The 26,673-nt window shown below is 68.8% G+C and carries 29 protein-coding genes; 9 read left to right on the forward strand and 20 right to left on the reverse strand.

Annotation, left to right across the window (positions count from 1 at the left end):
- Positions 1–2 precede the first annotated feature (2 nt).
- Positions 3–617, reverse strand: a complete 615-nt coding sequence (ctaE, locus tag WFH00_RS03930; RefSeq protein WP_336659734.1) for an aa3-type cytochrome oxidase subunit III — start codon at positions 615–617, stop codon at positions 3–5.
- A 195-nt stretch (positions 618–812) separates the two neighbouring features.
- On the opposite strand from ctaE, the gene trpD reads away from it, so the two are divergent.
- Positions 813–1,877, forward strand: coding sequence for an anthranilate phosphoribosyltransferase (trpD, locus tag WFH00_RS03935; RefSeq protein WP_336659323.1), 1,065 nt, complete (start codon positions 813–815; stop codon positions 1,875–1,877).
- A 112-nt stretch (positions 1,878–1,989) separates the two neighbouring features.
- Here the strand turns inward: trpD and WFH00_RS03940 are convergent, their stop codons facing one another.
- From WFH00_RS03940 to WFH00_RS03960, 5 genes are all read right to left on the reverse strand, one after another.
- Complete coding sequence (locus WFH00_RS03940) at positions 1,990–2,787, reverse strand: M23 family metallopeptidase (protein WP_336659324.1); 798 nt, start codon at positions 2,785–2,787, stop codon at positions 1,990–1,992.
- The gene (locus tag WFH00_RS03945) at positions 2,784–3,467 is read right to left on the reverse strand and encodes a phosphoribosylanthranilate isomerase (protein ID WP_336659325.1); all 684 of its coding nucleotides are present in this window, start codon (positions 3,465–3,467) and stop codon (positions 2,784–2,786) included. Before WFH00_RS03945 ends, WFH00_RS03940 begins: the two co-directional genes overlap by 4 nt.
- A 511-nt stretch (positions 3,468–3,978) precedes the next feature.
- Positions 3,979–4,773, reverse strand: a complete 795-nt coding sequence (locus tag WFH00_RS03950; RefSeq protein WP_336659326.1) for a phosphatase PAP2 family protein — start codon at positions 4,771–4,773, stop codon at positions 3,979–3,981.
- Complete coding sequence (locus WFH00_RS03955; protein ID WP_336659327.1) at positions 4,770–5,681, reverse strand: TrmH family RNA methyltransferase; 912 nt, start codon at positions 5,679–5,681, stop codon at positions 4,770–4,772. The genes WFH00_RS03950 and WFH00_RS03955 overlap by 4 nt, the downstream gene beginning before the upstream one ends.
- A complete protein-coding gene (locus tag WFH00_RS03960; protein WP_336659328.1) occupies positions 5,678–6,640 on the reverse strand; it encodes an alpha/beta fold hydrolase in 963 nt (320 codons plus the stop codon). The genes WFH00_RS03955 and WFH00_RS03960 overlap by 4 nt, the downstream gene beginning before the upstream one ends.
- A 114-nt stretch (positions 6,641–6,754) precedes the next feature.
- On the opposite strand from WFH00_RS03960, the gene WFH00_RS03965 reads away from it, so the two are divergent.
- Complete coding sequence (locus tag WFH00_RS03965; RefSeq protein ID WP_336659329.1) at positions 6,755–7,453, forward strand: 3'-5' exonuclease; 699 nt, start codon at positions 6,755–6,757, stop codon at positions 7,451–7,453.
- Positions 7,454–7,705: 252 nt separating this feature from the next.
- Here WFH00_RS03965 and WFH00_RS03970 read toward each other — a convergent pair whose 3' ends face one another.
- Positions 7,706–7,954 (reverse strand): type B 50S ribosomal protein L31, encoded by a 249-nt coding sequence (locus WFH00_RS03970; RefSeq protein WP_336659330.1) that lies wholly within the window; start codon positions 7,952–7,954, stop codon positions 7,706–7,708.
- Positions 7,955–8,161: 207 nt separating this feature from the next.
- Positions 8,162–8,947 (reverse strand): ABC transporter ATP-binding protein, encoded by a 786-nt coding sequence (locus WFH00_RS03975; protein ID WP_336659331.1) that lies wholly within the window; start codon positions 8,945–8,947, stop codon positions 8,162–8,164.
- 24 nt (positions 8,948–8,971) lie between these two features.
- Between WFH00_RS03975 and serB the strand changes: the two genes are divergently transcribed.
- Entirely contained in the window at positions 8,972–9,628 is a 657-nt protein-coding gene (serB, locus tag WFH00_RS03980; protein ID WP_336659332.1) for a phosphoserine phosphatase SerB, read from the forward strand.
- Positions 9,629–9,789: 161 nt separating this feature from the next.
- Here serB and WFH00_RS03985 read toward each other — a convergent pair whose 3' ends face one another.
- Positions 9,790–10,599 carry an isocitrate lyase/PEP mutase family protein gene (locus WFH00_RS03985; protein WP_336659333.1) on the reverse strand — a complete coding sequence of 270 codons (810 nt, stop codon included), beginning with the start codon at positions 10,597–10,599 and terminating at the stop codon, positions 9,790–9,792.
- 47 nt (positions 10,600–10,646) lie between these two features.
- A complete protein-coding gene (gene fabG / locus WFH00_RS03990) occupies positions 10,647–11,357 on the reverse strand; it encodes a 3-oxoacyl-ACP reductase FabG (protein WP_336659334.1) in 711 nt (236 codons plus the stop codon).
- 132 nt (positions 11,358–11,489) lie between these two features.
- On the opposite strand from fabG, the gene WFH00_RS03995 reads away from it, so the two are divergent.
- The 4 genes from WFH00_RS03995 to WFH00_RS04010 are packed head-to-tail and all read left to right on the forward strand — an operon-like array spanning position 11,490 to position 13,935.
- Entirely contained in the window at positions 11,490–11,954 is a 465-nt protein-coding gene (locus WFH00_RS03995) for a DUF3099 domain-containing protein (protein ID WP_336659335.1), read from the forward strand.
- A complete protein-coding gene (locus WFH00_RS04000) occupies positions 11,951–12,196 on the forward strand; it encodes a hypothetical protein (RefSeq protein ID WP_336659336.1) in 246 nt (81 codons plus the stop codon). Before WFH00_RS03995 ends, WFH00_RS04000 begins: the two co-directional genes overlap by 4 nt.
- A complete protein-coding gene (locus WFH00_RS04005; RefSeq protein WP_336659735.1) occupies positions 12,189–13,061 on the forward strand; it encodes an SURF1 family cytochrome oxidase biogenesis protein in 873 nt (290 codons plus the stop codon). Before WFH00_RS04000 ends, WFH00_RS04005 begins: the two co-directional genes overlap by 8 nt.
- 58 nt (positions 13,062–13,119) lie before the next feature.
- Positions 13,120–13,935: a cutinase family protein gene (locus tag WFH00_RS04010; protein ID WP_336659736.1), complete on the forward strand. Its 816-nt coding sequence runs from the start codon at positions 13,120–13,122 to the stop codon at positions 13,933–13,935.
- 206 nt (positions 13,936–14,141) lie between these two features.
- Here WFH00_RS04010 and WFH00_RS04015 read toward each other — a convergent pair whose 3' ends face one another.
- From WFH00_RS04015 to sufB, 10 genes are all read right to left on the reverse strand, one after another.
- Positions 14,142–15,740 (reverse strand): ABC-F family ATP-binding cassette domain-containing protein, encoded by a 1,599-nt coding sequence (locus tag WFH00_RS04015; RefSeq protein WP_336659337.1) that lies wholly within the window; start codon positions 15,738–15,740, stop codon positions 14,142–14,144.
- A gap of 131 nt (positions 15,741–15,871) precedes the next feature.
- Positions 15,872–16,609 carry a 6-phosphogluconolactonase gene (gene pgl / locus WFH00_RS04020; protein WP_336659338.1) on the reverse strand — a complete coding sequence of 246 codons (738 nt, stop codon included), beginning with the start codon at positions 16,607–16,609 and terminating at the stop codon, positions 15,872–15,874.
- A 13-nt stretch (positions 16,610–16,622) separates the two neighbouring features.
- Positions 16,623–18,059, reverse strand: coding sequence for an NADP-dependent phosphogluconate dehydrogenase (gene gndA, locus WFH00_RS04025; protein ID WP_336659339.1), 1,437 nt, complete (start codon positions 18,057–18,059; stop codon positions 16,623–16,625).
- A gap of 21 nt (positions 18,060–18,080) precedes the next feature.
- Positions 18,081–19,025: a glucose-6-phosphate dehydrogenase assembly protein OpcA gene (locus WFH00_RS04030; RefSeq protein WP_336659340.1), complete on the reverse strand. Its 945-nt coding sequence runs from the start codon at positions 19,023–19,025 to the stop codon at positions 18,081–18,083.
- Complete coding sequence (gene zwf, locus WFH00_RS04035; protein WP_336659737.1) at positions 19,022–20,536, reverse strand: glucose-6-phosphate dehydrogenase; 1,515 nt, start codon at positions 20,534–20,536, stop codon at positions 19,022–19,024. Before zwf ends, WFH00_RS04030 begins: the two co-directional genes overlap by 4 nt.
- A gap of 86 nt (positions 20,537–20,622) precedes the next feature.
- Entirely contained in the window at positions 20,623–20,973 is a 351-nt protein-coding gene (locus WFH00_RS04040; protein WP_336659341.1) for a metal-sulfur cluster assembly factor, read from the reverse strand.
- Positions 20,974–20,996: 23 nt separating this feature from the next.
- Positions 20,997–21,755 carry a Fe-S cluster assembly ATPase SufC gene (sufC, locus tag WFH00_RS04045; protein WP_336659342.1) on the reverse strand — a complete coding sequence of 253 codons (759 nt, stop codon included), beginning with the start codon at positions 21,753–21,755 and terminating at the stop codon, positions 20,997–20,999.
- On the reverse strand, positions 21,752–22,084 hold the full coding sequence (locus WFH00_RS04050) for a non-heme iron oxygenase ferredoxin subunit (RefSeq protein WP_336659343.1): 333 nt from the start codon (positions 22,082–22,084) through the stop codon (positions 21,752–21,754). Before WFH00_RS04050 ends, sufC begins: the two co-directional genes overlap by 4 nt.
- Entirely contained in the window at positions 22,084–23,292 is a 1,209-nt protein-coding gene (sufD, locus tag WFH00_RS04055; protein WP_336659344.1) for a Fe-S cluster assembly protein SufD, read from the reverse strand. The genes WFH00_RS04050 and sufD overlap by 1 nt, the downstream gene beginning before the upstream one ends.
- Positions 23,292–24,710, reverse strand: coding sequence for a Fe-S cluster assembly protein SufB (gene sufB / locus WFH00_RS04060; RefSeq protein ID WP_336659345.1), 1,419 nt, complete (start codon positions 24,708–24,710; stop codon positions 23,292–23,294). Before sufB ends, sufD begins: the two co-directional genes overlap by 1 nt.
- A gap of 280 nt (positions 24,711–24,990) precedes the next feature.
- On the opposite strand from sufB, the gene WFH00_RS04065 reads away from it, so the two are divergent.
- Together WFH00_RS04065 and WFH00_RS04070 are read left to right on the forward strand one after the other, a co-directional pair.
- Complete coding sequence (locus WFH00_RS04065; protein WP_336659346.1) at positions 24,991–25,977, forward strand: COX15/CtaA family protein; 987 nt, start codon at positions 24,991–24,993, stop codon at positions 25,975–25,977.
- Between the two features lie 260 nt (positions 25,978–26,237).
- Complete coding sequence (locus tag WFH00_RS04070; RefSeq protein WP_336659347.1) at positions 26,238–26,609, forward strand: hypothetical protein; 372 nt, start codon at positions 26,238–26,240, stop codon at positions 26,607–26,609.
- Positions 26,610–26,673: the final 64 nt, after the last annotated feature.

Raw genomic sequence — 26,673 nt, forward strand, 5'->3', positions numbered from 1 at the left:
CCTTACTTGAGGACGTAGATGACGAGGAAGAGCACGATCCACACGATGTCGACGAAGTGCCAGTAGTACGACACGACGACAGCGGTGGTCTCCTCCTTATGCGTGAAGTTCTTGACGGCGTAGATGCGACCGATGACCAGCAGGAACGCGACGAGGCCGAGCGACACGTGAATTCCGTGGAAGCCGGTGGTCATGTAGAACGCGGAACCGTACGGATCAGAGGAGAGCGTGATGCCTTCCGACACGAAGGTCGCGTACTCGAGGGCCTGCCCGGCGACGAAGATCGCGCCCATGAAGAAGGTGAGGTAGAACCACTCGACCGTTCCCCACTTCTTGGGGCTCGCGCCCGTCGCTCGCGGCTGCATCCGCTCTGCAGCGAAAACGCCCGCCTGTGCGGTGAACGACGAGGCGACCAGAATCAGCGTGTTGATCAGCGCGAACGTAAAGTTGTGCTTCTCGGTCTGTTCGGCCCACAGCTCGGGGTTCATTGCGCGCAGCGTGAAGTAAATCGCGAAGAGGCCCGCGAAGAACATGACCTCGCTGCCGAGCCATACGATCGTGCCTACTGCGACGAGATTCGGTCGCTTTACCGCAGGCACGGCTGACTTGGTATTCATAGTGGTCGTCGTCACCCCTCCATTATGGCTGAAAGACAGGTGTGCATTTTCACGCGCTCACGGCGAGCCGCAGTTTCTGCAACCTTCCCCGTTAGCCTACCCTCTCGGCGACCTCTCAGGCGCCGCAGACGGCCCCACTTCATCGGATGAAGGCGCGTCACCGTGCGGAAGTTGGCGCGCCGATACAATCGACGCATGATCGACGAACGCACTTGGCCGACGGTACTCACGACCCTTCTCGAGGGCGACGATCTGAGCGTTTCGCAAGCCGAGTGGGCGATGTCTCGGTTTATGACGGGGGAGGCGTCGGGCGCGCAGATCGGCGCGTTCCTGGTGGCGCTCCGCTCGAAGGGTTTGACGGTCGACGAGACGATCGGTTTCCGCGACGCGATCCTTGCGGAGGCGCTTCCCATCGATCTACCGGCGATGTCGCTCGATATCGTCGGAACGGGTGGCGACCGCTTCGGCACGGTGAACGTGTCGACGATGGCTTCCATCACCGCCGCGGCCGCGGGAGCGCCCGTGGTGAAGCATGGCAACCGGGCAGCGAGCAGCCAGTCCGGTTCGTCGGACGTGCTCGGCGCGCTCGGTATCGAACTCGGGCTCGATGCACCGCAGCTCGCTCGTGCGTTCGCAGAGACGGGGATCGCCTTCGTTCATGCATCCCGCTTCCTGCCGGGTTTCCGTCACGTCGCGCCCGCCCGCGCTGAACTCGGCATTCCGACCGTCTTCAATTTCCTCGGGCCGCTCTGCAACCCCGTGCGCCCCGAAGCGTCTGCCGTCGGCGTGGCCGATCTTGAGCGCGTGCCGATCTTCGTCGGCGTATTCCGCCTTCGCGGCGCGTCGGCGCTCGTGTTCCGCGGCGACGACGGGCTCGACGAGCTCACGACGACGGGGCATTCGCGCCTCTGGGAGGTCAGTCGAGGTGGGCTCACAGAGCACGACCTCGATCCGCGAGATCTCGGGATTCCTCGCGCGGAGATCCGCGACCTCGTGGGCGGTACTCCCGACGAGAACGCCGCTGTCGTCCGGCGGGTATTCGCCGGCGAGACCGGGCCGGTGCGCGATATCGTGCTCCTCAACGCCGCCGCGGGGCTCGTCGCCTTCGACCTCGCGAAGAACCCGGAGAGTGCCGAGCGTGCGCTCCTGGAGCGGCTCGACGAGAAGCTCCGAGTCGCCGCCGACGCGATCGATTCCGGCCGCGCGGAGGCGAAACTGGCCGAGTGGGCGCACGCGACGACCGCGGCCGCGCGTGCCTAAGACCCAAGAATCATTCGCTGGCCCTCGGGCTGTGAGATCGTCCGCACGGCCTGAGGTCGAGGTACCTATCGCTCGGGGCGGGCCGCTCTGCCGGGGGCGGATCCGCCGCCTGCTAACGGACGTCAGCGTGACCGAGGGATCCGCCGTCCAGCGTGCCGCGGTCGGTGTGGTAGTACTTCGCCAGGAACGGCATGGGATCGACCGGCTCGTCGTCCACGCGAATCGCCAGGTGCAGGTGCGCTCCGAACGCGAGGCCGGTCGCTCCAACGCGGCCAGCGTGATCGCCCATCTGCACTGTGTCACCCCGTGACCAGGCGTGCGAGTGGTCCTCCATGTGGCAGTAGCGGCTCGTGACCTCGTGCCCGTCGATCTCGTGAGCAACCGTCAGACCGAAGCCGCATCCGTCGTTGGCGGGACCCGCCTCGCGCACCACACCATCGGCGACGATGAGGATCTCGGTGCCGGCGGCGGCACCGAAGTCCTGCGCGTCGTGGAACTGCGCCACGGGAGCTGTGCGGTAGCCGAAGGGGTCGGTGAGGGGCTCGGGGGAGGCGAAGGGGTAGTTGACGACCGAGCGGGCGCGGCCCGAATAGCCGACGGCGGCCGGGGTGTCGGAGTCGACGATCTCGATGTCGGCGAGCGAAGAGGGGAGGTCGTCTGCGGAGACCTCGGAGAAGAGTTGCTGCTGCACTGCCGCGACGGGAGCGCCGTCCTGTTGGCCGGCGAGGGGGAGTGCGAGTGCGAGGAGCAGGCCGCCCGCCGAGACGCCCGCGACGACTCGAGCAGCCGTGCTGCGCCGCGTCGTGCTGCTCGGGGTCGCTGAAGGCTCGGCGTGCACTCTGTGGCGGGGCGCCGGTGTGACGTGATGCACGGTTCCGTCGAGATTCGGTGGGGGAGTATCGGGCGTCATTTGGCGCGTGTCTCGCTCATCTCCTGCACCCCGCGCTCGCGGAGACTGACCTCGTACTCGCGCACGGCCGTGATGAAATCCCTGATCAACTCCGAATCCTTCACCCCACGAGCCGATTCGACGCCGCTCGACACGTCGACGCCCCCGGGTCGCGCGGCCGCGACCGCCTCGGCGACGTTCGCGGGGGAGAGGCCGCCGGCGAGGAGCCAGGAGGAGCCGATGCGCTCGCGGAGATCGCCGGCACCGTCGAGATGCTCGACCGCCCACGGGTTTCCCGAGCCAGGGCTGACGCCGTCGAGCAGGAGGCGTGCTTCTCCGAACTCACCGGCCCGCACGTCGGGGGCGTGCACGAGTGAGGTCGCGCGCCAGACCCGGGACACGCGCTGCTGCGCGGCAATAAAGTCGTCCGCACCGTACTTCGCCCCGTGCAACTGCACGACGTCGAAGCCGAGATCCGCGGCAATATCCGCGGCCTCGACCGCGTCGAGCGTATTCACGACGAGCACGGTGTCGATGTCGGAGCGGGTGCGTCTCGCCTCGGCGATGACCGCAGCGGCCTCCGTGCGCGTCGTGTCGCGGGGAGTGCCCGGGCTCATGACGACGCCGATCGCATCGGCGCCGAGCTCCGCCGCGAGCCGCGCGTGCGCAGGGTTACGCAGGCCGCAGATCTTCACGTACATCGCGAGTTCCTCCAGAGTGTTCTGTGTCGTCCCGCGCCCGAGGGCTCGAAGCGACACTCCAGACTAGCCGGTGTGCGCCGTGAGGTGTCCAGCCGGGATTCGTGCGGGTGGTGCGCGTGCAGCGCTGCTGTCGCTGTCGGCTGCTGTCACTGTGGTGAGTCGCGCGCGTCGTTCCGCCGTTCACGAGCGGGGCGGATCGCCGGGCGTTACCACCCACGGCGTTCTCGGCGGCGTGTGGGCAGCGCCCTCGACAGTGCGCGCGGGGAAGCGCGGCTCAGCGGGAAACCCGCGCGGTTCTGCACGTGAGCTGACATAATATAGATTATCATGCGATACGGGCTCGGCGTGAGGATGACGATCTGAACGGCCTAGGCGCCGAGTTACGGCCGTCGGCATCGGATCGCCGCTCAGCAGAACGTGACAGCGTGATTCGCGTGTGACCAGCGCGAATAGTGTGCTGGAGAACGATTCAGCGTCGAGCGTCGAGCGCCTGCATCTCGTACAGCCGTGATCAGCGCCGACCGGATCCCAGCAACAGCATCGAGCGCATCGCCAAAGCCGCCGCACCGACGGCGCCGAATTCGCCCGCGGTGAGCAACAGCGTGCTGTTGCCCGCGTATGCGGCGGCAACCGCGAGAATGATCGCCCCACCCGCGACAATCCATCCGACCAGAGCGAGACCCACAGATAGTACCCGTCCGAGCACCGCGGTGCCGCGGGAGCGCGCCGGGCGTACGAGTGCCGCGCACGCGAATGCGACCACTGCGAGCGCCACACCGCCATACACGTCGCTCGGCCGATGCCAGCCGTACGCGAGCAATTGCCACCCCGCGACAGCGACGAGCACCGTTCCGCCGAGCGAAACGAAGGCCCGCGCGGCACTCGGCACGGCCCAGATCAGCGCAGCCGTGAGCGCAGCGAAGACCGTCATGTGGCCGCTCGGAAACGTGTTCGGCGCATCGAGTGAGAACAATTCGGGTCGACTGAGCAGCCGCAGTTTGAGGAGCTGCGAGGCGATGACCGCAGCCGCGGGAACGACGGTAACGACCAGGGCGCGCTGGAATCCGTGCGCCACCCAGGCGATAGCGCCGATGAGCACGAGCGCGATCGCGACACTCGGCACCGACACGAGGTTCAGCGGCGCGGGCGGATCCGTCGTGAACTCGGCCGCGCCGAGCACACTGTCTTCCGCGCGCTGTCCGAGCGGATTGCGCACGCCGAGCACGTACGAGGCGACACCGATGACCACCCAGAACACGAGAAACCAAGCGGCCCGGCGGCGTCCACTGAGCGCGATCCCGCTCATGCGGATCGTTCTCCCGCGTGCGGCGAGGCCTGGATCTCACCGAAATCCATGTGCTCTGGCGTCCCGCGGAGCGGAACGCCCGCATCCGCGCCCGACTGTCGATCGGCGGTACGCACGGCCCACAGTGCGAGCGCTGCAGCCGTCGAAACGTTCAGGGAGTCGACGCCGTGCTCCATCGGGATGACCACGGCGCGCGTCGAGGCCGCGAGTGCCCGCCGGCTCAGCCCGGCGCCCTCGGTGCCGAACATGAGTGCGAGCCGGGGCGGCAAGTCCCCCACGTACTCTGCAAGATCTTCGGCGTCGTCGCGCAGCGCAAACGCCGTGAGCTCGAAGCCGGCGTCGCGGATCATCGGACCCGCTTCGCGCCAGTCAGGCAGTCGCGCCCACGGAACCTGCAGCACCGCGCCCATGCTGACGCGCACCGCACGGCGGTAGAGCGGGTCAGCGCAGTCGGGCGTCAGTAGCACCGCATCCGCGCCGAGCGCCGCGACGGAGCGGAAGATCGCGCCGACATTCGTGTGATCTGCGAGCGCCTCGAGCACCACGACCCGGCGAGACTCGCGCAGCAGCTCGGCGGGATCGCGCGGAGCCGGCCGATGCATCGACGCGAGCGCGCCACGGTGCAGGTGGAAGCCCGTGAGTTCCGCGAGCTGCTCCGACTCCCCCACATAGACGGGAACGTCCGGGTAGTCAGCGAGCAGCGGCTCGACCCGCGGCAGCCACTCCTCGAGAAGCAGCACCGAGCGCGGGCGGTGCCCGGAGCGGAGCGCGCGCTCGATCACCTTCGGCGACTCCGCCAGGTACAGGCCCTCCTCGGGCTCCCGCACGCGGCGAAGCGCCACATCGGTGAGCTGCGTGTAGTCGGCGAGCTCGGGCGATGAGAGGTCGTCGATCCGGATGACCCTCACGCGGCTCCCTCGACGCCGAACCCGGTGCGCGCCTCATCGCCCGCGGCCGCACCGTCGGCCGAGCCTGAGTCGACAATCTCGCCCGGTCGCGTCACCGATGCCGGCGCGAGAAAGTCAGCAACGTAGCCCGACGCGTCAGCGACCGCCTCGTAGTGCACGAGGTGCCCGACGCCAGGAATCACCCGCAGCTCCGAACCCGGCACGCGCTTTTGCAGCGCCAACTGCGCGGTGAGCGGCGTGATATCGTCCCGGTCCCCGGCGATCAGCAGGGTCAGCATCGTCAGCGAGTCCGCGAACTCGAGTACGGTGTGCGACACCGACGCGCGGAAGGCCTCGAGCAGCGTGCGCGGATCGGCGAACGTGCTGAAGTAGCTCGCGTGCTGCCCGTGAATCCACGAGCGAAGCTCCCGCTCCCCCGTTTTCGCCATGACCTCGCTCATCGCCCGCACGATCAGCCGATTGCCGAGCAGCCGGCGAGCAGCGGCCTCCGGCAGCGCCTCGGCCGCCCGGTAGTAGCCCAGGGCGAGGCGGGTGAGCACCGCCTGCGGGCCCTCGAGCGCCGGTGACGAGATGGGATTGACGAGGATCAGCCGCCGCGGCGCGAGCCCCCCGGAGATAGCGGAGGCAACGACGAGCGAGCCGAACGAGTGCCCGAGCACGTCGGCGCCCGCCGGCGCGACGGCGTCGATGAAGGCCCGCAGCCACTCCCCGTACAGCGCGAGGTCGTGGGTGCGCCCCTGAATCGCGGGCGTTTCACCGAAGCCCGGGAGGTCCGGCACGATGATCCGCAGCTCGGGGCGCAGCTCGGAGACACGCCGAGCGATCCCGTCGAGCCCGTGATGGTCGCCCCGGAACCCGTGCACGAGCACGAGGGTCTCCCCCGATTCCGCCCCATAATTCCAGGCGCGCGTGGACGCGTCGAGGGTCGAAACCGTGAGAGTACGCGTGGGGTGAGTCACAGTTCAAATGCTACCGGTGGCCCCTGACAAGGAGCCTCGCCGACGCGCGTGCAAGCGCGGCGAAACCGGGTCGCCTCCGCACTCGATAGCATCGACCATGACGAAAGGACTGCTGTGATCGCAACGCTCCCCCTCTGGGCGGCCGACCTCGCCGTGTTTGACACCGAGACCACCGGCATCGACACGTCCGAGGCACGCATTGTCAGCGCCTCCATCGCGCTGCTGGGCGGCAACGGCGAGGTGCGCGAGCGCTACGACTGGCTCCTCGACCCGGGCGTCGAGATTCCCCCCGCCGCGGTGCAGGTGCACGGCATCACGAACGAGATCGCGCGCTCGAGCGGTATCGAGGCCGCGGTCGGCGTGCACCAGATCGTGGGCCAGCTCCTCGAGATGATCGAGCGCGGCTTCCCGCTCGTCGCCTACAACGCACCCTACGACCTGTCGCTGCTGGCTGCCGAGTCGGGGCGGCACGGCGCTCCCCTGCCCCACGAGGTTTCCCCCGTCATCGATCCGCTGATCCTCGACAAGCAGTTCGACCGATACCGCAAGGGCAAGCGCACGCTCGAGATCGTGGCCGGGCACTACGGCGTCGAGATCGGAAACGCGCACGATGCCGGCGACGATGCGATCGCGGCGGGGCGGGTGCTGCAGCGGATCGCCACGAAGTATGCCGACGTCATCCCGGGCGAGCTCGATGAGCTGCACCGGGCGCAGGTCGGCTGGGCGGCGGAGCAGGCGGCGAGCTTCCAGGACTACATGCGTCGCGTGCGCGACCCCTCGTTCGTCGCGGACGGGCGCTGGCCGCTGCGGTGATCACGCGCGCCGATCCGCCGCCGCCTCGGTGACCAGACCGGCGCCGCAGATCCTGCGTCCGGCACGGTGGAACCGCCCGGCGCGATGGAACCGACCGGCACCGCGAACCGCCGCCCCACCACCCCCGCCCGGATACAGCAAACGGGGCCGGCGATCCCGTGCAGGATCACCAACCCCGTTCTTGCAGTACCGCGAGCCGTGGGTCGGAAGCCGTGCAGGCTCCCCCGCGTCGCGGGCGCTACAGCGCGAAGATTAGGCGCCGAAGCCCTTGAAGCGCTGGTTGAACTTCTCGACGCGGCCGGCCGAATCCATGATGCGCTGCTTGCCCGTGTAGAACGGGTGCGAGGCGCTCGAGATTTCAACGTCGATCACCGGGTAGGTCTCGCCGTCAAGCTCGATGGTCTTGTCGCTCGAGAGCGTCGAGCGGGTGAGGAAGGTCTCTCCCGACGCGAGGTCGCGGAAGACGATTGCGTTGTACTCGGGGTGGATGTCGGTCTTCATGAGAGTTCCTTCGTGGTTGCCCTGGGGTGAACGTGTAGCAGCACGCTCTGAGGTCTTGGGATCGGCGGACGTACCGCCAACGTTCTACTGTAGCAGATCGCGAGGGAGTGCGGCTCAGCAGCGACGCGGCCGAATTGCGGCATTCGGTTCGCGGCAACGCGGCGGCGGATCAGCGCCTCCGCGAGCACGTCGCGCGCCGCGGCCCGCTCAGCGGCGTGCGACCGCCGCGTATCGCCCGTCCGAAACCGAGAGGTCGAACGGCATGCCGAACGTCGCCTCGAGCGATTCCGCGGTGAGCGTCTCGGCGATCGGGCCGGCGGCCTGCACCTTGCCGTCGCGCAGGAGCAGCGCGTGGGTGAAGCCCGGAGGCACCTCCTCGACGTGGTGCGTCACCATGATCATGGCCGGGGATGCCGGAGAAGCGGCGAAGCCGGAGAGCATCTGCAGCAGCCGCTCGCGCGCCCCGAGGTCGAGGCTCGCGCTCGGCTCGTCGAGCAGCAGCATCTCGGGATCGGTCATCACGGCCCGCGCAATGAGAGCGCGCTTGCGCTCCCCGTCGCTCAGCGTGCCGAAACGGTGATCCGCGTACTCGGCGAGGTCCCACTCGGCGAGGATGCGATCCGCCTGGCGCACATCGATGCTGTCGTACTGCTCGTTCCAGCGGCCCTCGACCGAGTAGGCCGCGGTGAGCACGACGTCGCGGACGAGCTCCTGCTCGGGGATGCGACGCGACGACGCGGAGGAGACGAAGCCGATGCGCGTGCGCAACTCGAAGATGTCGACCTTGCCGAGGCGCTCCCCCAGCACGTCGACGGTGCCGCGGGTCGGGTAGTCGTTCGCGGTGGCGAGCTTCATGAGCGAGGTCTTGCCGGCGCCGTTCGGGCCGAGGATCACCCACCGCTCCGAATCCTCGACCGACCAGTTGATCCCGTCGAGGATCGGCCGGCGGTCGCGCACATACGAGACATCGGTGAGGCGAAGCACATTGACCATGAGCCTCAGCCTATCCTGGGAATCATGACTTCTTCCGGCGCCACACGCCCCCTGGTCGTGCTCGACTGCGACTCCACCACGATCCAGGACGAGGTGATCGAACTGCTCGCCGACGTCGCTGGAAGTCGCGACGAGGTGGCCGCTGTGACGGAGCGGGCGATGCGCGGGGAGCTCGACTTCGCGGAGAGCCTGCGCGAGCGCGTTGCGACGCTCGCCGGCACGCCCGAGTCGGTGTTCGCCGACGCGTACGCCCGCGTGCGGCCGACGCCCGGCATCGGCGAGCTCATCGCCGCGGTGCACGCGCGGGGCGGGAAGGTTGCGGTGGTCTCGGGAGGCTTTCACGAGGTGCTGGATCCCCTCGCCGCCGACCTTGCACTCGATCACTGGCGAGCCAACCGTCTCGAGGTCGTGGGCGGGGAGCTCACCGGGCGCACCGTCGGCCCGATCGTCGATGCGTCGGCGAAGGCCGCGGCGCTGCGCGAGTGGGCCGAGGCCGAGGGCATTCCGCTCAGCGCGACCGTGGCGATCGGCGACGGGGCGAACGACCTCGAGATGATGGCGGTCGCGGGCCTCGGCGTCGCGTTCAACGGGAAGCCCGTCGTCCGCGAGCGCGCAGACGTGTCGATCGAGGACGATCTCGCGCTCGCAATTCCGCTGCTGGATCGGCTCGGCGAGGGGTGAGCGTAGCGGCCCAGCTGCGCTTCGCCTCGAGCACCGATTGAGCCTGCGACTATCAGTTGTCGCGGGAAGTGATAGCTCGGCGCTGGATCGGTGCTCGGAGGTGCAGCGGCGATGGATGAGCGCAGCGGGCCAGCTGCGAAACCGGCCCGCCGCGCGCTCGATCAGAAGTTGTTGAGCACCTCGGTGCCCTCGGGGATGACGCCGCCGTCCGACAGCGACTCCCCCAGGCGCTTGAGCGCGGTGAGCGCGACGTTCTGCGGCATCGGGCCGTACGAGACGCGCGCGACGCCGAGCTCTTCGTACTCGGCGGCGGTGAGCGCACCCGGCAAACCGATGACGCTCACCTTCCGCTCGCCGATACCCGCGACGAGCGAGCGGGTATCGTCGGCGCTCAGCACGCCCGGCACGAACACGGCGGTCGCGCCCGCGTCGAGGTAAGCGCGCCCCCGCTCGATCGCATCGTCGATGGACTCGGCGCGCGGGCGATCCCCGCCCCGCACGAAGGCGTCGGTGCGCGCGTTCAGCACGAATGACACCCCCTCGCGCTCTCCGGCCGTGACCGCGGCGCGCATGATCTCGACGGACTCGTCGAGCGGGCGCAGCCGATCCTCGATATTCGCGCCGCAGGCCCCCGCCCCGATCACGCGCCGCACGGTCTCCCCCGCGTCGCCGAAGCCGCCGTCGAGGTCGGCCGTGACGGGCAGGTCGGTCGCGGAGACGATACGAGCGATCGCCGCAATCATCGTGTCGAGCGGAATCTGCTCCCCGTCGGCGTAGCCGTGGCTCGCCGCGATGCCGTGGCCGGCGGTCGCGATCGCCCGCGTGCCCGGGAGTTCGGAGACGACGCGCGCGCTGGCCGCGTCCCACACGTTGACGACTCGGAGCGCCTCGGGAGCCGCGTACAGATCGGCGAGGCGCTGGGCGTCAACGGCGACGCGGGTGGTGGACCGGGGATTCGTGTGTGTACTCATAGCTCCAGGCTAGCGTTTCGCAAGCATCGGGAGGCGGTGAGTGCCAGTTAGTGCCCCATCCCGAGCCCGCCATCGACGGGGATCACGGCGCCCGAGATGTACGCCGCGTCGTCGCCCGCGAGGAAGGAGGCGGCGCCCGCGATCTCGGCGACCTGCCCGAAGCGGCCCGCCGGGATCGATGCGAGGTACTGCTGCTGCTGAGCCTCCGGGAGCTCGGCCGTCATGTCGGTCTCGATGAATCCCGGGGCGATTACGTTGGCGGTGATGCTGCGGGAGCCGAGCTCGCGGGTGAGGGATCGCGCGAAGCCGACGAGCGCGGCCTTCGACGACGAGTAATTGATCTGACCCGGGCCGCCGTAGAGGCCGACGACGCTCGAGATGAGGATGACGCGGCCGAAGCGGCCCTTGAGGAGCCCCTTCGCGGCGCGCTTCACCACGCGGAAGGTTCCCGTGAGGTTCGTGTCGATGACGCTCGTGAACTCCTCCTCGGTCATCCGCAGGAGCAGGGTGTCCTTCGTGATTCCCGCGTTGGCCACAACGACCTCGACCGGGCCGAGCTCCGCCTCGACCTGGGTGAACGCGGCGTCGATCGATGCGGCGTCGGTCATCTCTGCGCGCACGGTGAGGGATCCCTCGGGTCCCTGGCCCGAGCGGGAGGTGACGGCGACGCGGTGACCATCTGCGATCATGCGCTCGGCGATCGCGTAGCCGATGCCGCGATTGCCTCCGGTGACGAGTACGGTGCGCGAGGTGGTCATGGGGTTCCTTCCATCCGGACAACTGCGTTCCAGCCTACCGAGGCCGGGGTTGCGGGGCGCTGCGGCGGGGCCGTATCGGCGGCTGGGTTTCAGGTGAAGCGCGTAGGCTGGGCGGGTACGAAGAAGGGGCGCATGGCGAAGAGTTACGACGTGACCACGGCGGGGGTGAACCCCGTCGAGGATCGTGCGCACCGTATGCGTATGTATTTTCTCGCGATGGCGCTCCGCGTCGTCTGCGTGGTCTCCCTGTTCTGGGTGCACGGCTGGTGGGTGCTGCTCGTGGGCGCCGGCGCGATCTTCCTCCCCTGGTTCGCGGTGATGGTCGGAAACGCCGTTGCGCACGGCGGCGAGCAGACGCCCGACGCGCCCGAGCCGCTGCAACTCGGTTCGGCGGAGCCCGAGGAGCGGACGCAGGCCGACGCGGCGAGCGAGGTGATCGTGATCGACGTGGAACCGGCGCGACGCGGCGCGGGTGGTGCGAGCGGTGCGTCTGGCAGCGCTTCTGGCGGAGACGGCGGAACGGGCGGCGACGGTGCGGCCGCAGCCGGCTCAGCCGATCCTGCAGGCCCGCGACCGGAACCGGGAGCCGCCTCGTGAGCGGTGTCATCAGCTCGTCGCTGACCCTGGGCGGGCAGCCTGAGCAGCGCTTCGAGTGCTCCCGTGCGGGGTGCCGCGCCGCCGCCGAGTGGGCGATTCTCTGGCGCAACCCGAAGATTCACGCGCCCGAGCGCCGCAAGACGTGGCTCGCGTGCGAGGACCACCGTGAGGTGCTGCGGGAATTCTTGGAGGCGCGGGACTTTCCGCTCGAGGTGCGTGAGGTCGGTGAGCTCGATGAGTGAGGGGCGCGGGGTGCAGGCCGTCGGCTGGAGCTTCCTGCGCTCGGGACGCTGGGCCGGGTACGCGGCGATGCTCGTCATCTTCTCGATCGCGTGCGTGCTGCTCGGCAACTGGCAGTTCTCGCGGCGCGCCGAGGCGCGTGCGGAGATCGACCGCATCGACAACAACTACGACGCGGAGCCGGTCGCGCTCACGGAAGAGCTGCCCGATCCCGCGAAGTTCGACGAGGATCGCCAGAAGTGGCGCACCGTGCTCGTCACGGGCGAGTACGTCGGCGAGCCGTTCCTGGCCCGCAACCGGCCCGGGCCGCAGGGCGTCGGGTCAGACCTGCTGCAGGCGCTCCGCACTGACGACGGCATGCTGTTCTTCGTCGATCGCGGTTGGGTTCCGGTCGACGGGGCGGCCGCTGAGCACGTGGATCCGGCGGAGCTGCCCGCTCCCCCATCTGGCGTGACCACCGTCGAGGTGCGGCTGCGCGCGTCGGAACCCGCGATCGCCGGGCGCACGACCGCGGGGCGCGCCGTGGCGAGCATCGAGGTGCCCGAGCTCGCGGAGCTTGCCGGGGCGACCGGCGACGCCTACACCGCGGCCTACGGAATGCTCGTCGAGGAGAACCCGGCCGGCGAGCACGGCACCCTCCCGCTGAAGCCCGAGCGCGACGAGGGTCCGCACCTCTCCTACGCGGTGCAGTGGTACATCTTCATCCTGATCGCGTGCATCGGCGTGGTCTATGCGGCGCGGCGGGAGTACCGCAACCTGAACGCAGAGAGCGACGACGTGATCGAGCAGGATCGTCGCAGCGTCGAGCGGAAGCGCCGTCGCGGCCCGAGCGACGCCGACATCGAGGACGCGCTGCTTGATGCGTAACCCCGGCGCCCTACGCGTGTCTCCCCACCCGAGGATCGCCAAGAGTGCGTTTTTGGCGGTGTTCGCGGGGGTGCTCGCCGCACTTTTCGCGCTCTCGGGCTGCGCGAGCGAGGTGGACCCCGAGCAGACGCGCGAATCGCTGTCGGACGTCACCGAGGATCCCGCGCAGCCGAGTGCGGCCGAGGAGTACAGCGCGGAACTGCACCCCGAGCCGGTGGTGGAACCGGGCGAGTGCGATCCCTATCTCGTCATCACCGCTCGCGGCACCGGCGAGGGCAGCTCCGGGCAACTCGTTGCACCGGCCGCCCGCACCATCTCGGCCGCGCGACCCGGCGACGTGCGCGTGCTCGACCTCGACTACCCCGCCGACAGCGACGTGAAGGAGGGCGCCACGATCGGCGCGCGCACCCTCATCGACGTGCTCAACGTGCAGGCAGACGCGTGCCCCCATCAGCGGTTCGTGTTGCTCGGCTACTCGCAGGGTGCGCTCGTGGTGGGCGACGCGCTGTCAGCGCCGAAGTATCGGATGGTCGGCGAGACCGTGGGTGAGGTCTCGGGCGAGGCGATGGGGCGGATCGCGGCCGTCGTCCTCTTCGGAGATCCCCGCTTCGAGGGCGACGCCGAGTACAACGCGGGCAGCTACGATCCCGACCTCGACGGGCTGCTCCCCCGCCCCGAGGCCGCCCTCGAGCCGCTCGCCGACCGCATCCGCGACTACTGCGTGGAGGGCGACTTCATCTGCCAGAGCAGCCTCGACTTCGACGAGCAGCCGCATGTCGCCTACTACTCGAATGGCATGCCGGCCGACGGGGCGGCGTTCGTGATCACGCGGCTCGAGGAGATCGGCGCGCCGCGGGTCCCGAAGCAGCGGTAGGCGCGCAACGCGCGCCGCAGCATCCACCTGGACCATTCAGCGGTCTGGTTCAGAGCTCACGCGCCCGTCAGACAGTGGATCACCCGTCGTGCGGGCCGACACGCCGAGGGTGGGTCCGCGTGGAGAGCTTTCCACTGTCTGATGGGCGCGGCGCGCGGCGCGGGGCGCGAGTCACCCGGCGCGGGGCGCGGGGCATCACAGCCGCGCTACGCGAGCTCGATGAGCTCCAGGTACTCCTTCGACCAGTGATCCTCGGTCGCGTCGGGCATGATGAGCACGCGCTCCGGGTTCAGCGCCTCAACCGCGCCCGGGTCGTGCGAGACGAGCACGACCGCGCCCGAGAAGTGCGCGAGCGCGTCGAGCACCTCTTCGCGGCTCGCCGGGTCCAGGTTGTTCGTGGGCTCGTCGAGCAGCAGCACGTTCGCGCTCGAGACCACGAGCATCGCGAGCGCGAGGCGGGTCTTCTCCCCGCCCGAGAGCACGCCGGCCGGCTTGTGCACGTCGTCGCCGGTGAAGAGGAACGAGCCGAGCACGCGCCGCGCCTCGGTCTCGGTGAGGTGCTGCGACACGGAGACCATGTTGTGCAGCACGCTCGCCTTCACGTCGAGCGTCTCGTGCTCCTGAGCGTAGTAGCCGACCTTGAGGCCGTGACCCGCGATGAGCTCACCGGTGTCGGGCTCGTCGACGCCCGCGAGCAGGCGCAGCAGCGTGGTCTTACCGGCGCCGTTCAACCCGAGCACCACGACCTTCGAACCGCGGTCGATCGCGAGGTCCACGCCGGCGAAGATCTCGAGCGAGCCGTACGACTTCGAGAGCCCCTCCGCCATGAGCGGGGTCTTACCGCAGGGCGCGGGGTCGGGGAAGCGGAGTTTCGCGACGCGATCCACCTGGCGCTCTTCCTCGAGACCCGCGAGCATCTTGTCGGCTCGCGCGACCATCTGGTGAGCGGCAGCGGCCTTCGAAGCCTTCGCCCCGAAGCGCGCGGCCTGATCCTTCAGCACCGAGGCCTTCTTCTCGATGTTGGTGCGCTCCTTGCGGCGGCGTTCCTCATCGGCGGCCCGCTGGCGCTGATACAGCTTCCAATTCATGTTGTAGACGTCGATGACCTGACGGTTCGCGTCGAGGTAGAAGACGCGGTTGACCGTCTCGCCCACGAGGTCGATGTCGTGGGAGATCACGATGACGCCGGCCTTCGAGTTCTTCAGGAAGTCGCGCAGCCACACGATCGAGTCGGCGTCGAGGTGGTTCGTCGGCTCGTCGAGGATCATCGTGTCGGCGTCCGAGAACAGGATGCGCGCGAGTTCGATGCGGCGGCGCTGACCGCCCGAGAGCGTCTTCAGCGGCTGGTCGAGAATACGATCGGGCAGGCCGAGGTTGTTCGAGATCGAGGCGGCCTCGGACTCGGCTGCATAGCCACCGAGCGCCTGGAAGCGGTCGGTGAGGTTGCCGAAGCGCTTCATCGCCTTCTCCGCGACCGCGGGATCCTCGGAGGCCATGTCCTCCGTCGCCTTGGCGATGTTCTGCTGGAGCGAGCCGAGTCCGCGCGCATCGAGGATGCGGTGCCGCGCGATCTGCTCGGGGTCGCCGGTGCGCGGATCCTGCGGCAGGAAGCCGAGCTCGCCGGTCACGGTGACGTGTCCCTCGGCCGGCTGCAGCTCCCCCGACAGGGTGCGCGTGAGCGTCGTCTTGCCGGCGCCGTTGCGCCCCACAAGTCCGATCTTGTCGCCCGGGTTCACGCGGAAGGTCACCCCCGACATGAGGCGCCGAGCGCCGACGTCGATGGCGAGGTCTTCGACCGAAATCATGCTGAGGGACTCCCGGGAACAACGTCCGTGCGACTGCACGGCAACCGCAACAGTCTAGTGGACGGGTCTGGGAGGAACGCCCGGGGGCGGGCTCGCGGGGTCGCGGGGTCTTGGCGTTGTCGCGTGGCGCCCTAGACGCGGGCGAGGGCGGCCGTATCGGCCCACAGCACCGTCTCGCGGCTCCCACGCACGCGCGCGATCGGCAGCGGCGTCTCCCCCGGCTCCAGCAGGCCGGCGACGGCGTCGGCCTTCCCCTCGCCGGCCGCGATCGCCCACGCGCGCTCGGCGCGGCAGAGCACCGGCATCGTGAGCGTGACGCGCTCGGGCGGCGGCTTCGGTGAGTTGCGGATCGGCAGGGCGGCGGGCGTGTCGGCGCCCACGGCCGCCAGCTCGTCGCGCCCCGGGAACAGCGACGCGACGTGACCGTCGGGGCCGACGCCATTGAACGCGAGGTCGATCCGCTCGATGCCATCGATCACCGCGGCGTACTCGGCCGCTGCCTCATCGAGCGAGAGGCCGGAGTCGGAGGCCGGCACGCGGTGCACGAGGGCGGGGTCGGTCTGCACGACGGCGAACAGCGAGCGGTCGGCGAGCAGGTCGTTCCGGTCCTCGTGGCCGGCGGGCACCCAGCGCTCGTCGCCCCAGATGAAGCGCACGCGCGTCCAGTCGACGGTGTCGCGGTCGGGGTGCTCAGCGAGCGCTTCGAGCACCGCCGCTCCCCCGCCGCCGCCCGTGAGCACAACGCACGGGATGCCGTCGGATGCGAGAGCAACGCCCCCACCCGCCTGCCGCTCGCGGCACACGCTGATGGCCGCGCCCGCGATCGCCGTGGCAAGCTCGCGGAGATCCGCCCGCTCCTCGATGCGCATGGCCCGCGCCGCCCTACGCCTCGATCTCGGAGCGATCGCCCGACCAGAGCGTGTGGAAGACGCCCTCGCGATCGACGCGACGGTACGTGTGCGCGCCGAAGAAGTCGCGCTGCCCCTGCACCAGGGCCGCCGGCAGCCGCTCGGCACGGAGCCCGTCGTAGTACGCCAGTGACGACGAGAACGCCGGCGCGGGGATCCCACTCGCGGCCGCGTGCACGACGACGCGGCGCCACGCCTCCTGGCCGCGCGTGAGGGCCTCCGCGAAGTACGGGGCGCTCATGAGGAGCGGAAGCCCGGGCTCGGACGCGTAGGCGTCGGCGATGCGGTTGAGGAACTGGGCGCGAATGATGCAGCCGGCGCGCCAGATGCGCGAGACGGCACCGAGATCGATGCTCCAGCCGTGCTCAGCGGCCCCGGCGCGGATCTCGTCGAAGCCCTGCGAGTAGGCGACGATCTTCGACGCGTAGAGCGCCTGGCGCACGTCCTCGATGAAGGCGGCCTCGTCGTCGAGATCGGCGTCCGTGGCCGGCCCCGGCAGCGAAGCGGCTGCCGCGCGCTGCTCCGGGTGTGAGGACAGCGAACGCGCGAACGTCGCCTCCGCGATCCCCGAAACCGGCACGCCGAGCGCGAGCGCGGTCTGCACCGTCCAAGCGCCCGTCCCCTTCGCGCCGGCCTGGTCGAGGATGACGTCGACGAGCGGTGCGCCCGTCGCGGCGTCGACCTGCCGCAGCACCTCCGCGGTGATCTCGATCAGGTACGACTCGAGCTCGCCGCGGTTCCACTCCGCGAAGATATCGGCGATCTCCGCGGGCGTCTTCCCCGTTCCGCGGCGGATCAGGTCGTACGCCTCGGCGATGAGCTGCATGTCGGCGTACTCGATGCCGTTGTGCACCATCTTCACGAAGTGCCCGGCGCCGTCGTGCCCGATGTGCGTCACGCACGGTTCGCCCTCGGCGACCGCGGCGATCGAGCGCAGGATCGGGCCGAGCGTCTGCCACGCCTCGTCGGAGCCGCCGGGCATGATGCTTGGGCCGTTCAGCGCGCCCTCCTCGCCGCCGGAGATTCCGGCGCCCACGAAGTTGATGCCCGTCTCGCGCACCGCTCGCTCGCGGCGGATCGTGTCGGGGAAGAACGCGTTGCCGCCGTCGACGATGATGTCGCCCGGCTCGAACACCTCCACGAGCGCGTCTATCGTCGCGTCGGTGGGCTCGCCCGCCTTCACCATGATGATCGCGGTGCGCGGCTTCTGCAGCGACGCGGCGAATTCCTGGTAAGAGAACGCGGGCACGAAGCCCGCCTCGGGGTGCTCGGAAACGAGGGTCTGCGTGCGCTCCGGGCTGCGGTTGAACACCGCCACGGTGTTGCCCTCACGGCTCGCGAGATTGCGCGCGAGATTCGCGCCCATCACGGCGAGGCCCACGACCCCGATGTTCGCTGCGCCTTCGGTCACGCTTGCTCCTTCGTCTCTGTATCAATCCTGGTGCGATGCCACAGCCGAGGCCGCGGCGCGCATTCGCGCGAGCTGCTCGAGCACGCGCCCGTACATCACGTCTTCGCCGAGTCCACGGAGCTCCTCCGCGAGACACTCGCTCAGCGTGCGGCGCGGCAGCACGATCTGGTGCGTCGGCTGGCCCGGCTGGCTGAGGGCCGCGTGCACCGGCGACTGGCGCTCGAGCACCGCGTCGCCTCCCGGGCGTGACAGCCGCACGGAGTGCAGCCCCTCCGCGTGCACCTTCCGGTCGAGCAGCGTGCACGTCGTCGGTACGCCGAGCGCGAGTTCGAGCCATGCCGCGAGCAGCTCGGTCGACGGCGACGCCTCGGATCCGACGACCTCGACAGCTGTCACGGGCTCGTGCGGCGGTTGATCGAGGATCGCGGCGAGGTACTCCCGCCACCGGGTCAAGCGCGTCCACGCGAGATCGGTGTCCCCCGGCGTGTAGCCCGCGGTGCGCGTCGCCCACCCGGAACCATCGGGCGCGGCGGCGTCGGTGATCCTGCGCTGCCCGATACGGCCGAGCGGGTCGGCGCCCGGGCGATCCGGAGCCTCATCGGGCCACCAGACAGCGACAGGCGCGTCGGGCAGGAGGAGGCCCGTGACGAGCGCCTCGACACCGCTCGCGACCTCGCCGAACGCCCGCAGCACGATGACGTCGCTCGCGCCGGCGTCGGCGCCCACGCGGATCTCCGCGTCGAGGCGGGGCTCGGCATCGGGCGTTTCGAGTAGCACGATCACGCGCATCGGGTGCTCGCTCGACGCATGGTTCGCCGCCTCGATCACCGACTCATCGAGACCTCCCGAGGCGGAGATGACGAGCGTGAGCACGTGGCCCAGCGCCGAAACGCCGCTCTCCTGGCGCATCGACACGAGTCGACGCGTCACCGCGCTCACCGTCGTGTTCGGCAGAGTCTCGATCATGGCCGCCTCCAGGTGCGCCCGTCGCGCGCGAGCATCGCGTCGGCCGAAGCCGGCCCCCACGAGCCCGGCACGTACTGCTCGACCGGCTCGTCGCGCTCAGCCCAGTGCTGCTCGATCGGGTCGAGGATGCGCCACGACAGCTCGACCTCGGCCTGCCGAGGGAAGAGCGGGGCGTCGCCGAGCAGCACGTCGAGTATCAGACGCTCATAGGCCTCGGGGCTCGCCTCGGTGAACGCGTGCCCGTAGCCGAAGTCCATGGTCACGTCGCGCACCCGCGTGCCGCTCCCCGGCACCTTCGCGCCGAAGCGGATCGTGATCCCCTCGTCGGGCTGCACGCGAATCACGAGTGCGTTCGAGCCCTGCTCCGAGCGATCGGCCCGCCCGAACAGATCGCCCGGTTCTTTGCGGAAGACGACCGCGATCTCGGTGACGCGTCGCCCGAGGCGCTTGCCGGTGCGCAGATAGAACGGCACGCCGGTCCAGCGGCGTGTGTTCACGTGCAGCTTCATCGCGGCGAATGTCTCGGTGCGCGACTCGGGATCCATCCCCTCCTCGTCGAGGAAGCCGTTGACGAGCTCGCCGCCCTGCCATCCCGCGGCGTACTGCCCGCGCGCGGTCGCCTGCTCGAGATCACTCGGCAGCGTCACCGCCTCGAGTACCTTTTCCTTCTCAGCGCGAAGATGCCGCGCGCTCAAGCTGATCGGCTGCTCCATTGCTGTGAGTGCGAGAAGCTGCAGCAAATGGTTCTGGATCACGTCGCGGGCCGCGCCCACGCCGTCGTAGTAGCCGGCCCGGCCTCCGACGCCGATGTCCTCCGCCATGGTGATCTGCACGTGATCGACGTAGTTTCGGTTCCAGATCGGCTCGTACATCGCGTTCGCGAAGCGGAGCGCGAGAATGTTCTGCACCGTCTCCTTGCCGAGATAGTGGTCGATGCGGAAGATCGAGTCCGCGGGGAACGCCGACTCGAGCACGTCGTTGAGCTCTCGCGCCGAGGCGAGATCGTGCCCGAACGGCTTCTCGATGATGACGCGGCGCCAGCGGTCGTCGTCGGCCTCGCGATCGACGAGCCCGGAGCTCGAGAGGTGCTTCGCGACCTCGGGAAACGCGGTCGGCGGAATCGACAGATAGAAGGCGTGATTACCCATCGTGCCGCGCTCACGGTCGAGCGTCTCGACCGTGTCGCGGAGGCGGTCGTAGGCCTCAGGGTCGTCGAACTGACCCTGCACGAAGCGGATTCCCTCGGCGAGCTGCTCCCAGGTCTCCTCGCGGAACGGCGTGCGCGCGTACTTGCGCACGGCGTCGTGCACGATCTGCGCGAAGTCGCGGTCTTTCCAGTCGCGGCGGGCGAAGCCGACGAGTGCGAAGCCCGGCGGGAGCAGCCCGCGGTTCGCAAGGTCATACACCGCGGGCATCAGCTTCTTCCGCGAGAGGTCGCCCGTGACTCCGAAGATCACGAGTGAACTCGGACCCGCAATGCGATTCAGGCGCGGGTCATCGAGCGAGCGCAGCGGGTTGCGGGGTCCGACGGAAGCTCCGTCCGACCCCGCTCCTCGACCGTGTGCGGCTGAGCCGCCGACCGTCTGATCCACGCGTGCTAGATCGCGAAGCCCAGCGCGCGCATCATATCGCGCCCGTCATCGGTGATGCGCTCGGGGGTCCACGGCGGCATCCACACCCAGTTGATGCGGAATGCGGTCACGAGCCCGTCGAGCGCCTCGGCGATGTCGTTCTCGATGACGTCGGTGAGCGGGCATCCCGCGCTCGTGAGCGTCATGCTGATCACGAGCGCATCGTGCTCCTCGTCGAACGCCAGGTCGTAGATGAGCCCGAGGTCGACGATGTTCACGCCAAGCTCCGGGTCCGAAACATTCTTCAACGCCTCGAGCGCCTGCTCACGGAACTCGGGATCGATGGACTGCGGGACCTTCGTGGTTTCCTCGCTCATACGTCCAGCCTACGCCCTGCGTCCTACGCCGAGGCGAGGAAGCGGTCGTAGCCTTCGTTCTCGAGGCGATCCGCCAGCTCCGGACCGCCCTGTTCGGCGACGCGACCGTTGACGAAGACGTGCACGAAGTCGGGCTTGATGTAGCGGAGGATGCGCGTGTAGTGCGTGATGAGCAGCACGCCGAGGCCGGTCTGCTCCTTGGCGCGATTGACGCCCTCCGAGACAATCTTCAGCGCGTCGACGTCGAGACCCGAGTCGGTCTCGTCGAGGACGGCGAACTTCGGCTTCAGCAGCTCGAGCTGCAGGATCTCGTTGCGCTTCTTCTCGCCGCCCGAGAAGCCCTCGTTGACGTTGCGCGAGGCGAAGGATTCGTCCATGCGCAGGTTCTGCATGGCCTCCTTGACGTCCTTCATCCAGGTGCGGATCGCGGGAGCTTCTCCGTCGATCGCGGTCTTGGCGGTGCGGAGGAAGTTAGCGTTCGTCACGCCCGGGATCTCGACCGGGTACTGCATCGCGAGGAACACGCCCGCCTGAGCGCGCTCGTCGACGCCCATGTCGAGCACCTCTTCGCCGTCGAGCAGGATCGATCCGCTCGTGACCTCGTAGCGCGGGTGCCCGGCGATCGCGTATGCGAGCGTCGACTTGCCCGAGCCGTTGGGACCCATGATGGCGTGGGTCTCACCCTGGGTGATGGAGAGGTCGACCCCCTTGAGGATCTGCTTCGCACCCTGCTCGGTCTCGACGCTGACGTGCAGGTCCTTGATTTCCAGAACGGAGCTCATTGTTCAATCTCTTTCGTAACGTTGGGGTCGATGTACACGTCGCCGTTTTCGATCTCGACGATGAAGACGGGCACCGGCTCATACGCCGGAAGGTTCTGCGGTTTGCCGGTGTGCAGGGAGAACGCCGAGCCGTGGGCCCAGCACTCGAGCGTGTCGTCCTCGACGAAACCCTCGGAGAGGCTGATCTGGCCGTGCGTGCACGTGTCTCCGATTGCGTGGACCTCGCCGTGGCTGTCGAGCACGACCGCGATCGGCACGTCGTCCACGACGACGCGGACCGCCTGATCCTGCGTCAGGTCGCTCACGGCGAGCACCTTCTGCCGCGCCATCAGCGAACGGAGTCGTCGAGTTCAGCCTCGACTGCTGCCTGCAAGCGCTCCACCGTGGCGGGGTCGCCGATCTGCGAGATGACCTCGATGAGGAATCCGCGGACGACGAGCTTGCGCGCCTCCTCAGCCGAAATACCGCGGCTCTGGAGGTAGAAGATGTGCTCGTCATCGAAACGGCCGGTCGCGCTCGCGTGACCCGCGCCCTCGATATCGCCCGTCTCGATCTCCAGGTTCGGGATCGAATCCGCGCGTGTGCCTTCGGTGAGCACGAGGTTGCGATTCTGCTCGTAGCTATCGGTGCCGGTGGCACTGTTGCGGATCAGCACATCGCCGATCCACACCGTGTGTGCCCCCTCGCCCTGCAGTGCGCCCTTGTAGGTGACGCGGCTGCGGGTGTGCGGAGCGTCGTGGTCGAGGTACACCTGGTGCTCCAGGTGCTGACCGGCGTCCGCGAAGTATGCGCCGAACGCCTCGCCGTTCGCGCCCTCGTGGTCCAGGTGGATCGAAGGGTTGAGGCGCACGATGCCGCCGCCGAGCGAGACGACGATGTGCGTGAGCGAGGCGTCGCGCCCCACAGTGGCGTAGTGGCTCGCGAGGTGGATCGCCTCGTCGTTCCACTGCTGCACGCTCACGACGGTGATCTTCGCGCCGTCCCCGACGACGATCTCGACGTTCTCGGAGAGCTGGGCCGAGCCCGAGTTCTCGAGAATGATGAGGCCTTGCGCGTGCGGCGCGGCTTCGATCACGGTGTGCGCCGCGCGCGGTGCCGCGTCGAGCGCACTGCGATCGACGACCACCGTGGTTGACTCCTCGGAGGCGACCGTGATGAGGTGCGCCTCGTCGAACGCGGACCAGGCCGCGGCCGCGCCGCGCTCCTCCGGGACACCCGCACGGCCGATGCGCGCGTCTCCGCGCGCGACCCACTCAGCGGCGACGCCCGGGGCCTCGGACACCGAAACCGGGATCCGCGAGCCGTCGAGCTCACCGTTCAGCAGCGCGTCGAGCTTCGCGACGGGCGTGAACTTCCACACGGCCTCCCGGCCGGTGACCTGCGGGAAATCGGCGACGTCCGTCGACTTCGGGCGCTCGGAGCGGGTCTGCACCGGCACCCGATTCGCCCAGTCCCCGTCGGAGTGCTCCTTCAGGCCGTGCTGAGCGGGCTCGCCCTGCGCCGTGAGCACGGTGTTCGTAGCAACAGCTTCGGTCATTATCCGACGGATCCTTCCATGCCCATCTCAATGAGCTTGTTCAGTTCGAGCGCGTACTCCATGGGCAGCTCACGCGCGATCGGCTCGATGAAGCCGCGCACGATCATCGCCATCGCCTCTTCCTCGGCCAGGCCGCGGCTCATGAGGTAGAACAGTTGGGACTCGCTCACGCGCGACACCGTCGCCTCGTGGCCGAGCTCGGCGTCGTCGGTGCGGATGTCGATCGCGGGGTACGTGTCGCTGCGCGAGATCGTGTCGACGAGCAGCGCATCGCAGACCACGGAGTTCGCGGCGTGGTGCGCGTTGGCTTCGACGCGGACCTCACCGCGGTAACCGGTGCGGCCGCCGCCTCGAGCGATCGACTTCGAGAGGATCGAGGACTTCGTGTGGGGAGCGAGGTGGATCATCTTCGCGCCCGCGTCCTGGTGCTGGCCGGGGCCCGCGAACGCGACCGAGAGCGTCTCGCCCTTGGCGTGCTCACCGGTGAGGTAGATCGACGGGTACTTCATGGTGACCTTCGAGCCGATGTTGCCATCGACCCACTCCATCGTCGCGCCCTCTTCGGCGATCGCGCGCTTCGTCACGAGGTTGTAGACGTTGGTCGACCAATTCTGGATCGTCGTGTACCGCACGCGGGCGTTCTTCTTCACGATGATCTCGACGACTGCGGAGTGCAGCGAGTCGGACTGGTAGATCGGCGCCGTGCAGCCCTCGATGTAGTGCACGTAGCTGTCTTCGTCGGCGATGATGAGCGTGCGCTCGAACTGGCCCATGTTCTCCGTGTTGATACGGAAGTAGGCCTGGAGCGGGATCTCGACGTGGACGCCCTTGGGAACGTAGACGAACGATCCGCCGGACCACACCGCGGTGTTCAGCGCCGCGAACTTGTTATCTCCCGAGGGAATGACGGTGCCGAAGTACTGCTCGAAGATCTCAGGGTGCTCCTTGAGCGCCGTGTCGGTGTCGAGGAAGAGCACGCCCTGCGCTTCGAGATCCTCGCGGATCTGGTGGTAGACGACCTCGGACTCGTACTGAGCGGCGACGCCCGCGACCAGACGCTGGCGCTCGGCCTCGGGGATCCCGAGCCGTTCGTAGGTCTCCTTGATCTCCTCGGGCAGATCCTCCCAAGTGGTGGCCTGCTTCTCCGTGGAGCGCACGAAGTACTTGATGTTGTCGAAGTCGATCTCAGAGAGATCCGCGCCCCAGGCGGGCATCGGCTTGCGCCCGAAGATCTGCAGCGCCTTGAGACGCCGCTGCAGCATCCACTCCGGCTCGTTCTTCAGCGCCGAGATCTCGCGCACGACCTGCTCGCTCAGGCCGCGCTTCGCAATCGCGCCGGCCTCGTCGCTGTCGTGCCAGCCGAACTCGTACTGGCCCAAGCCTTCGAGCTCGGGTCGGTCGATCAGTACCTCTGGCATGATCCCTCCCTTTTCCATCGTCTCGCGCGGAAACCCCGCCGTACCGGAGGGCTCCGGCCGGAGACGTGCTCGCACCCTCGCGGGCGTCGACGCACATCGGGCTCCCTGCAGCGGTGCAGTATTCTGGGCTTCGGACGGAACGCGGGGTGTCGACGGCGAGCATCGAACTCCCGGGTCGTCGTTCGCAACCACAGCTTCTCATTCTACAGGTTTCCCGGTGTTCCGGGGGGTTGTCCGCTCAGGGCGACCGGAGTCTGGGAAGCACCCGAGAGGAGCCTCGTTGTCCAGCGCGCATACCGCCAGCCCTATTGATTCCGCGCACACTCCGCGCGCCGCGGGTCCCTCGCGCTTCCTGCGCGTCGTCGCTTGGATCTCGTTCGTGCTGAACGCCGTCATCATCGGCACCGGCGGCGCGGTGCGTCTCACCGGGTCGGGGCTCGGCTGCCCGAACTGGCCGCTCTGCGCGCCCGGATCGCTCGTGCCGACCGAGGAGCTGAGCTGGCACTCGCTCATCGAGTTCGGTAATCGGACGATCTCGGGGCCGCTGCTCGTCAGCGCGATTCTGGTCGTGGTGCTCACGTGGCGCATCCGAAACTCGCGTCGAGACCTGTCGGTCCTCTCCTTCGTGGTGCTCGGGCTCGTTGCGCTTCAGGCGCTTATCGGCGGCATCATCGTGTGGCTGCACCTCAACGCGAACCTCGTCGGCGTGCACTACGTGATCTCCCTCGCGCTCGTCTGCATCACAGCCGCCTACCTCGTGCGGATGTACGAGCCGCCCGTGCCCCGCGAGCGCGCGGTGCCGAAGGGCTTCGCGATCCTCACCCACATCACGACGTTCTTCATGGCGATTACGGTCATTGTGGGCGTGCTCACCACCGCTGCCGGGCCGCACTCGGGCGACGCGACGATCCAGCGCGACGGCGTCGACGCCGTGCTGATGAGCCACGTGCACTCCTTCCCCGGGTACGGGGCCTTCCTGCTGACGGCCGCGGTGCTCGGGTGGGCGGCGCGCGCTCGGCTGCGGCCGCTCAAGTGGGTCGTGACGCTCATGGCCGCGCTCATCGTGCAGATCTGGGTCGGCATCTTCCAGGCGCGGCACGGGCTGCCCCCGCTCGCCGTCGGCGTGCACATGGTGCTGGCCGCGCTGACGGCCGCGACGATGACGGTCGTGGTGCTGCGGCTCAAGCGCCCTGTGGTCGCGGGGGCCGAGGCTGCTGCGTCTGCCGGGTCTGCTGCGCCTGGTGCGTCTGCTGCGCCGTCCGCGTAGTCGACCGTAGCGTAGTAGTTCGTTCTCTCGGGGCGCCGTTGGCGCACGAGAGCGCATTTTGTGCTCTAGAACTGGGGCGCGGCCCACAGAAACTGAGCTTTCGCGCCGTTCGTCGCTGGTCTTCTGAGCGTCCCGCTGGGCCCGAGTATCCCACTCCTGGCCATCGCTTCCGCCCGAGCGCCCGATGAGCCAGAATAGGCGGGCGTTGCCCCCCTTCCCTGCATGGGTCGCCTGGGTCCACTTGAACTGCGGGTGAGCTAGTGGCCTGCACGCTCGGTAGGACAGCCCCAAGTCTCATCGAGAAAGCGCGCGAGCTCCGGCGTAATGCGCCGGGGTTCGCGCTCCAATCGAAGGAGCATGCGCGTGGCGGTGACCTGCCGATCCCCCAGCAGATCTTCAGCGTGAAACCTCTCGCCTCTCCAACCCGCGTTGTAGGCACGATCGAGACGTTCGATATCTCGGAGGTATTGCACGCGAGACGTGCGGTGTTGCTCTCCGTCATATTCGAGGAACCGCCGTGTGACAGGATCGACGAGATCGAAACGGCCGATCCGCAGCCCTTCTGCATCAAAAACGACGCCTTGCAGTTCCAGGTCGTCGATGCCGACCGACTCGCCGGCGAGTCGGAGTAACGTCTCCATACGTGAGTCCGCGCCCTGTCGCGCGAGTGTGGCAGCAAGGCGAAATCTCGCGGCG

The sequence above is a fragment of the Leucobacter sp. USHLN153 genome (assembly GCF_037145615.1).
Lineage (GTDB): Bacteria > Actinomycetota > Actinomycetes > Actinomycetales > Microbacteriaceae > Leucobacter.

What these genes read in the sequence shown, in the direction of transcription:
- fabG (WP_336659334.1), bottom strand. Translation starts at nt 11,357, where the DNA reads ATGACCACCTCGCGCACCGTACTCGTCACCGGAGGCAATCGCGGCATC.
- WFH00_RS03995 (WP_336659335.1), top strand. Translation starts at nt 11,490, where the DNA reads ATGGCGAAGAGTTACGACGTGACCACGGCGGGGGTGAACCCCGTCGAG.
- sufD (WP_336659344.1), bottom strand. Translation starts at nt 23,292, where the DNA reads ATGACCGAAGCTGTTGCTACGAACACCGTGCTCACGGCGCAGGGCGAG.
- WFH00_RS03970 (WP_336659330.1), bottom strand. Translation starts at nt 7,954, where the DNA reads ATGAAGACCGACATCCACCCCGAGTACAACGCAATCGTCTTCCGCGAC.
- WFH00_RS03950 (WP_336659326.1), bottom strand. Translation starts at nt 4,773, where the DNA reads ATGAGCGGGATCGCGCTCAGTGGACGCCGCCGGGCCGCTTGGTTTCTC.
- ctaE (WP_336659734.1), bottom strand. Translation starts at nt 617, where the DNA reads ATGAATACCAAGTCAGCCGTGCCTGCGGTAAAGCGACCGAATCTCGTC.
- serB (WP_336659332.1), top strand. Translation starts at nt 8,972, where the DNA reads ATGACTTCTTCCGGCGCCACACGCCCCCTGGTCGTGCTCGACTGCGAC.
- pgl (WP_336659338.1), bottom strand. Translation starts at nt 16,609, where the DNA reads ATGCGCATCGAGGAGCGGGCGGATCTCCGCGAGCTTGCCACGGCGATC.
- sufC (WP_336659342.1), bottom strand. Translation starts at nt 21,755, where the DNA reads ATGAGCTCCGTTCTGGAAATCAAGGACCTGCACGTCAGCGTCGAGACC.
- WFH00_RS04040 (WP_336659341.1), bottom strand. Translation starts at nt 20,973, where the DNA reads ATGAGCGAGGAAACCACGAAGGTCCCGCAGTCCATCGATCCCGAGTTC.
- WFH00_RS04050 (WP_336659343.1), bottom strand. Translation starts at nt 22,084, where the DNA reads ATGGCGCGGCAGAAGGTGCTCGCCGTGAGCGACCTGACGCAGGATCAG.
- WFH00_RS03985 (WP_336659333.1), bottom strand. Translation starts at nt 10,599, where the DNA reads ATGAGTACACACACGAATCCCCGGTCCACCACCCGCGTCGCCGTTGAC.
- WFH00_RS03940 (WP_336659324.1), bottom strand. Translation starts at nt 2,787, where the DNA reads ATGACGCCCGATACTCCCCCACCGAATCTCGACGGAACCGTGCATCAC.
- trpD (WP_336659323.1), top strand. Translation starts at nt 813, where the DNA reads ATGATCGACGAACGCACTTGGCCGACGGTACTCACGACCCTTCTCGAG.
- WFH00_RS03945 (WP_336659325.1), bottom strand. Translation starts at nt 3,467, where the DNA reads ATGTACGTGAAGATCTGCGGCCTGCGTAACCCTGCGCACGCGCGGCTC.
- WFH00_RS04015 (WP_336659337.1), bottom strand. Translation starts at nt 15,740, where the DNA reads ATGATTTCGGTCGAAGACCTCGCCATCGACGTCGGCGCTCGGCGCCTC.
- WFH00_RS03975 (WP_336659331.1), bottom strand. Translation starts at nt 8,947, where the DNA reads ATGGTCAATGTGCTTCGCCTCACCGATGTCTCGTATGTGCGCGACCGC.
- WFH00_RS04005 (WP_336659735.1), top strand. Translation starts at nt 12,189, where the DNA reads ATGAGTGAGGGGCGCGGGGTGCAGGCCGTCGGCTGGAGCTTCCTGCGC.
- sufB (WP_336659345.1), bottom strand. Translation starts at nt 24,710, where the DNA reads ATGCCAGAGGTACTGATCGACCGACCCGAGCTCGAAGGCTTGGGCCAG.
- WFH00_RS04030 (WP_336659340.1), bottom strand. Translation starts at nt 19,025, where the DNA reads ATGATCGAGACTCTGCCGAACACGACGGTGAGCGCGGTGACGCGTCGA.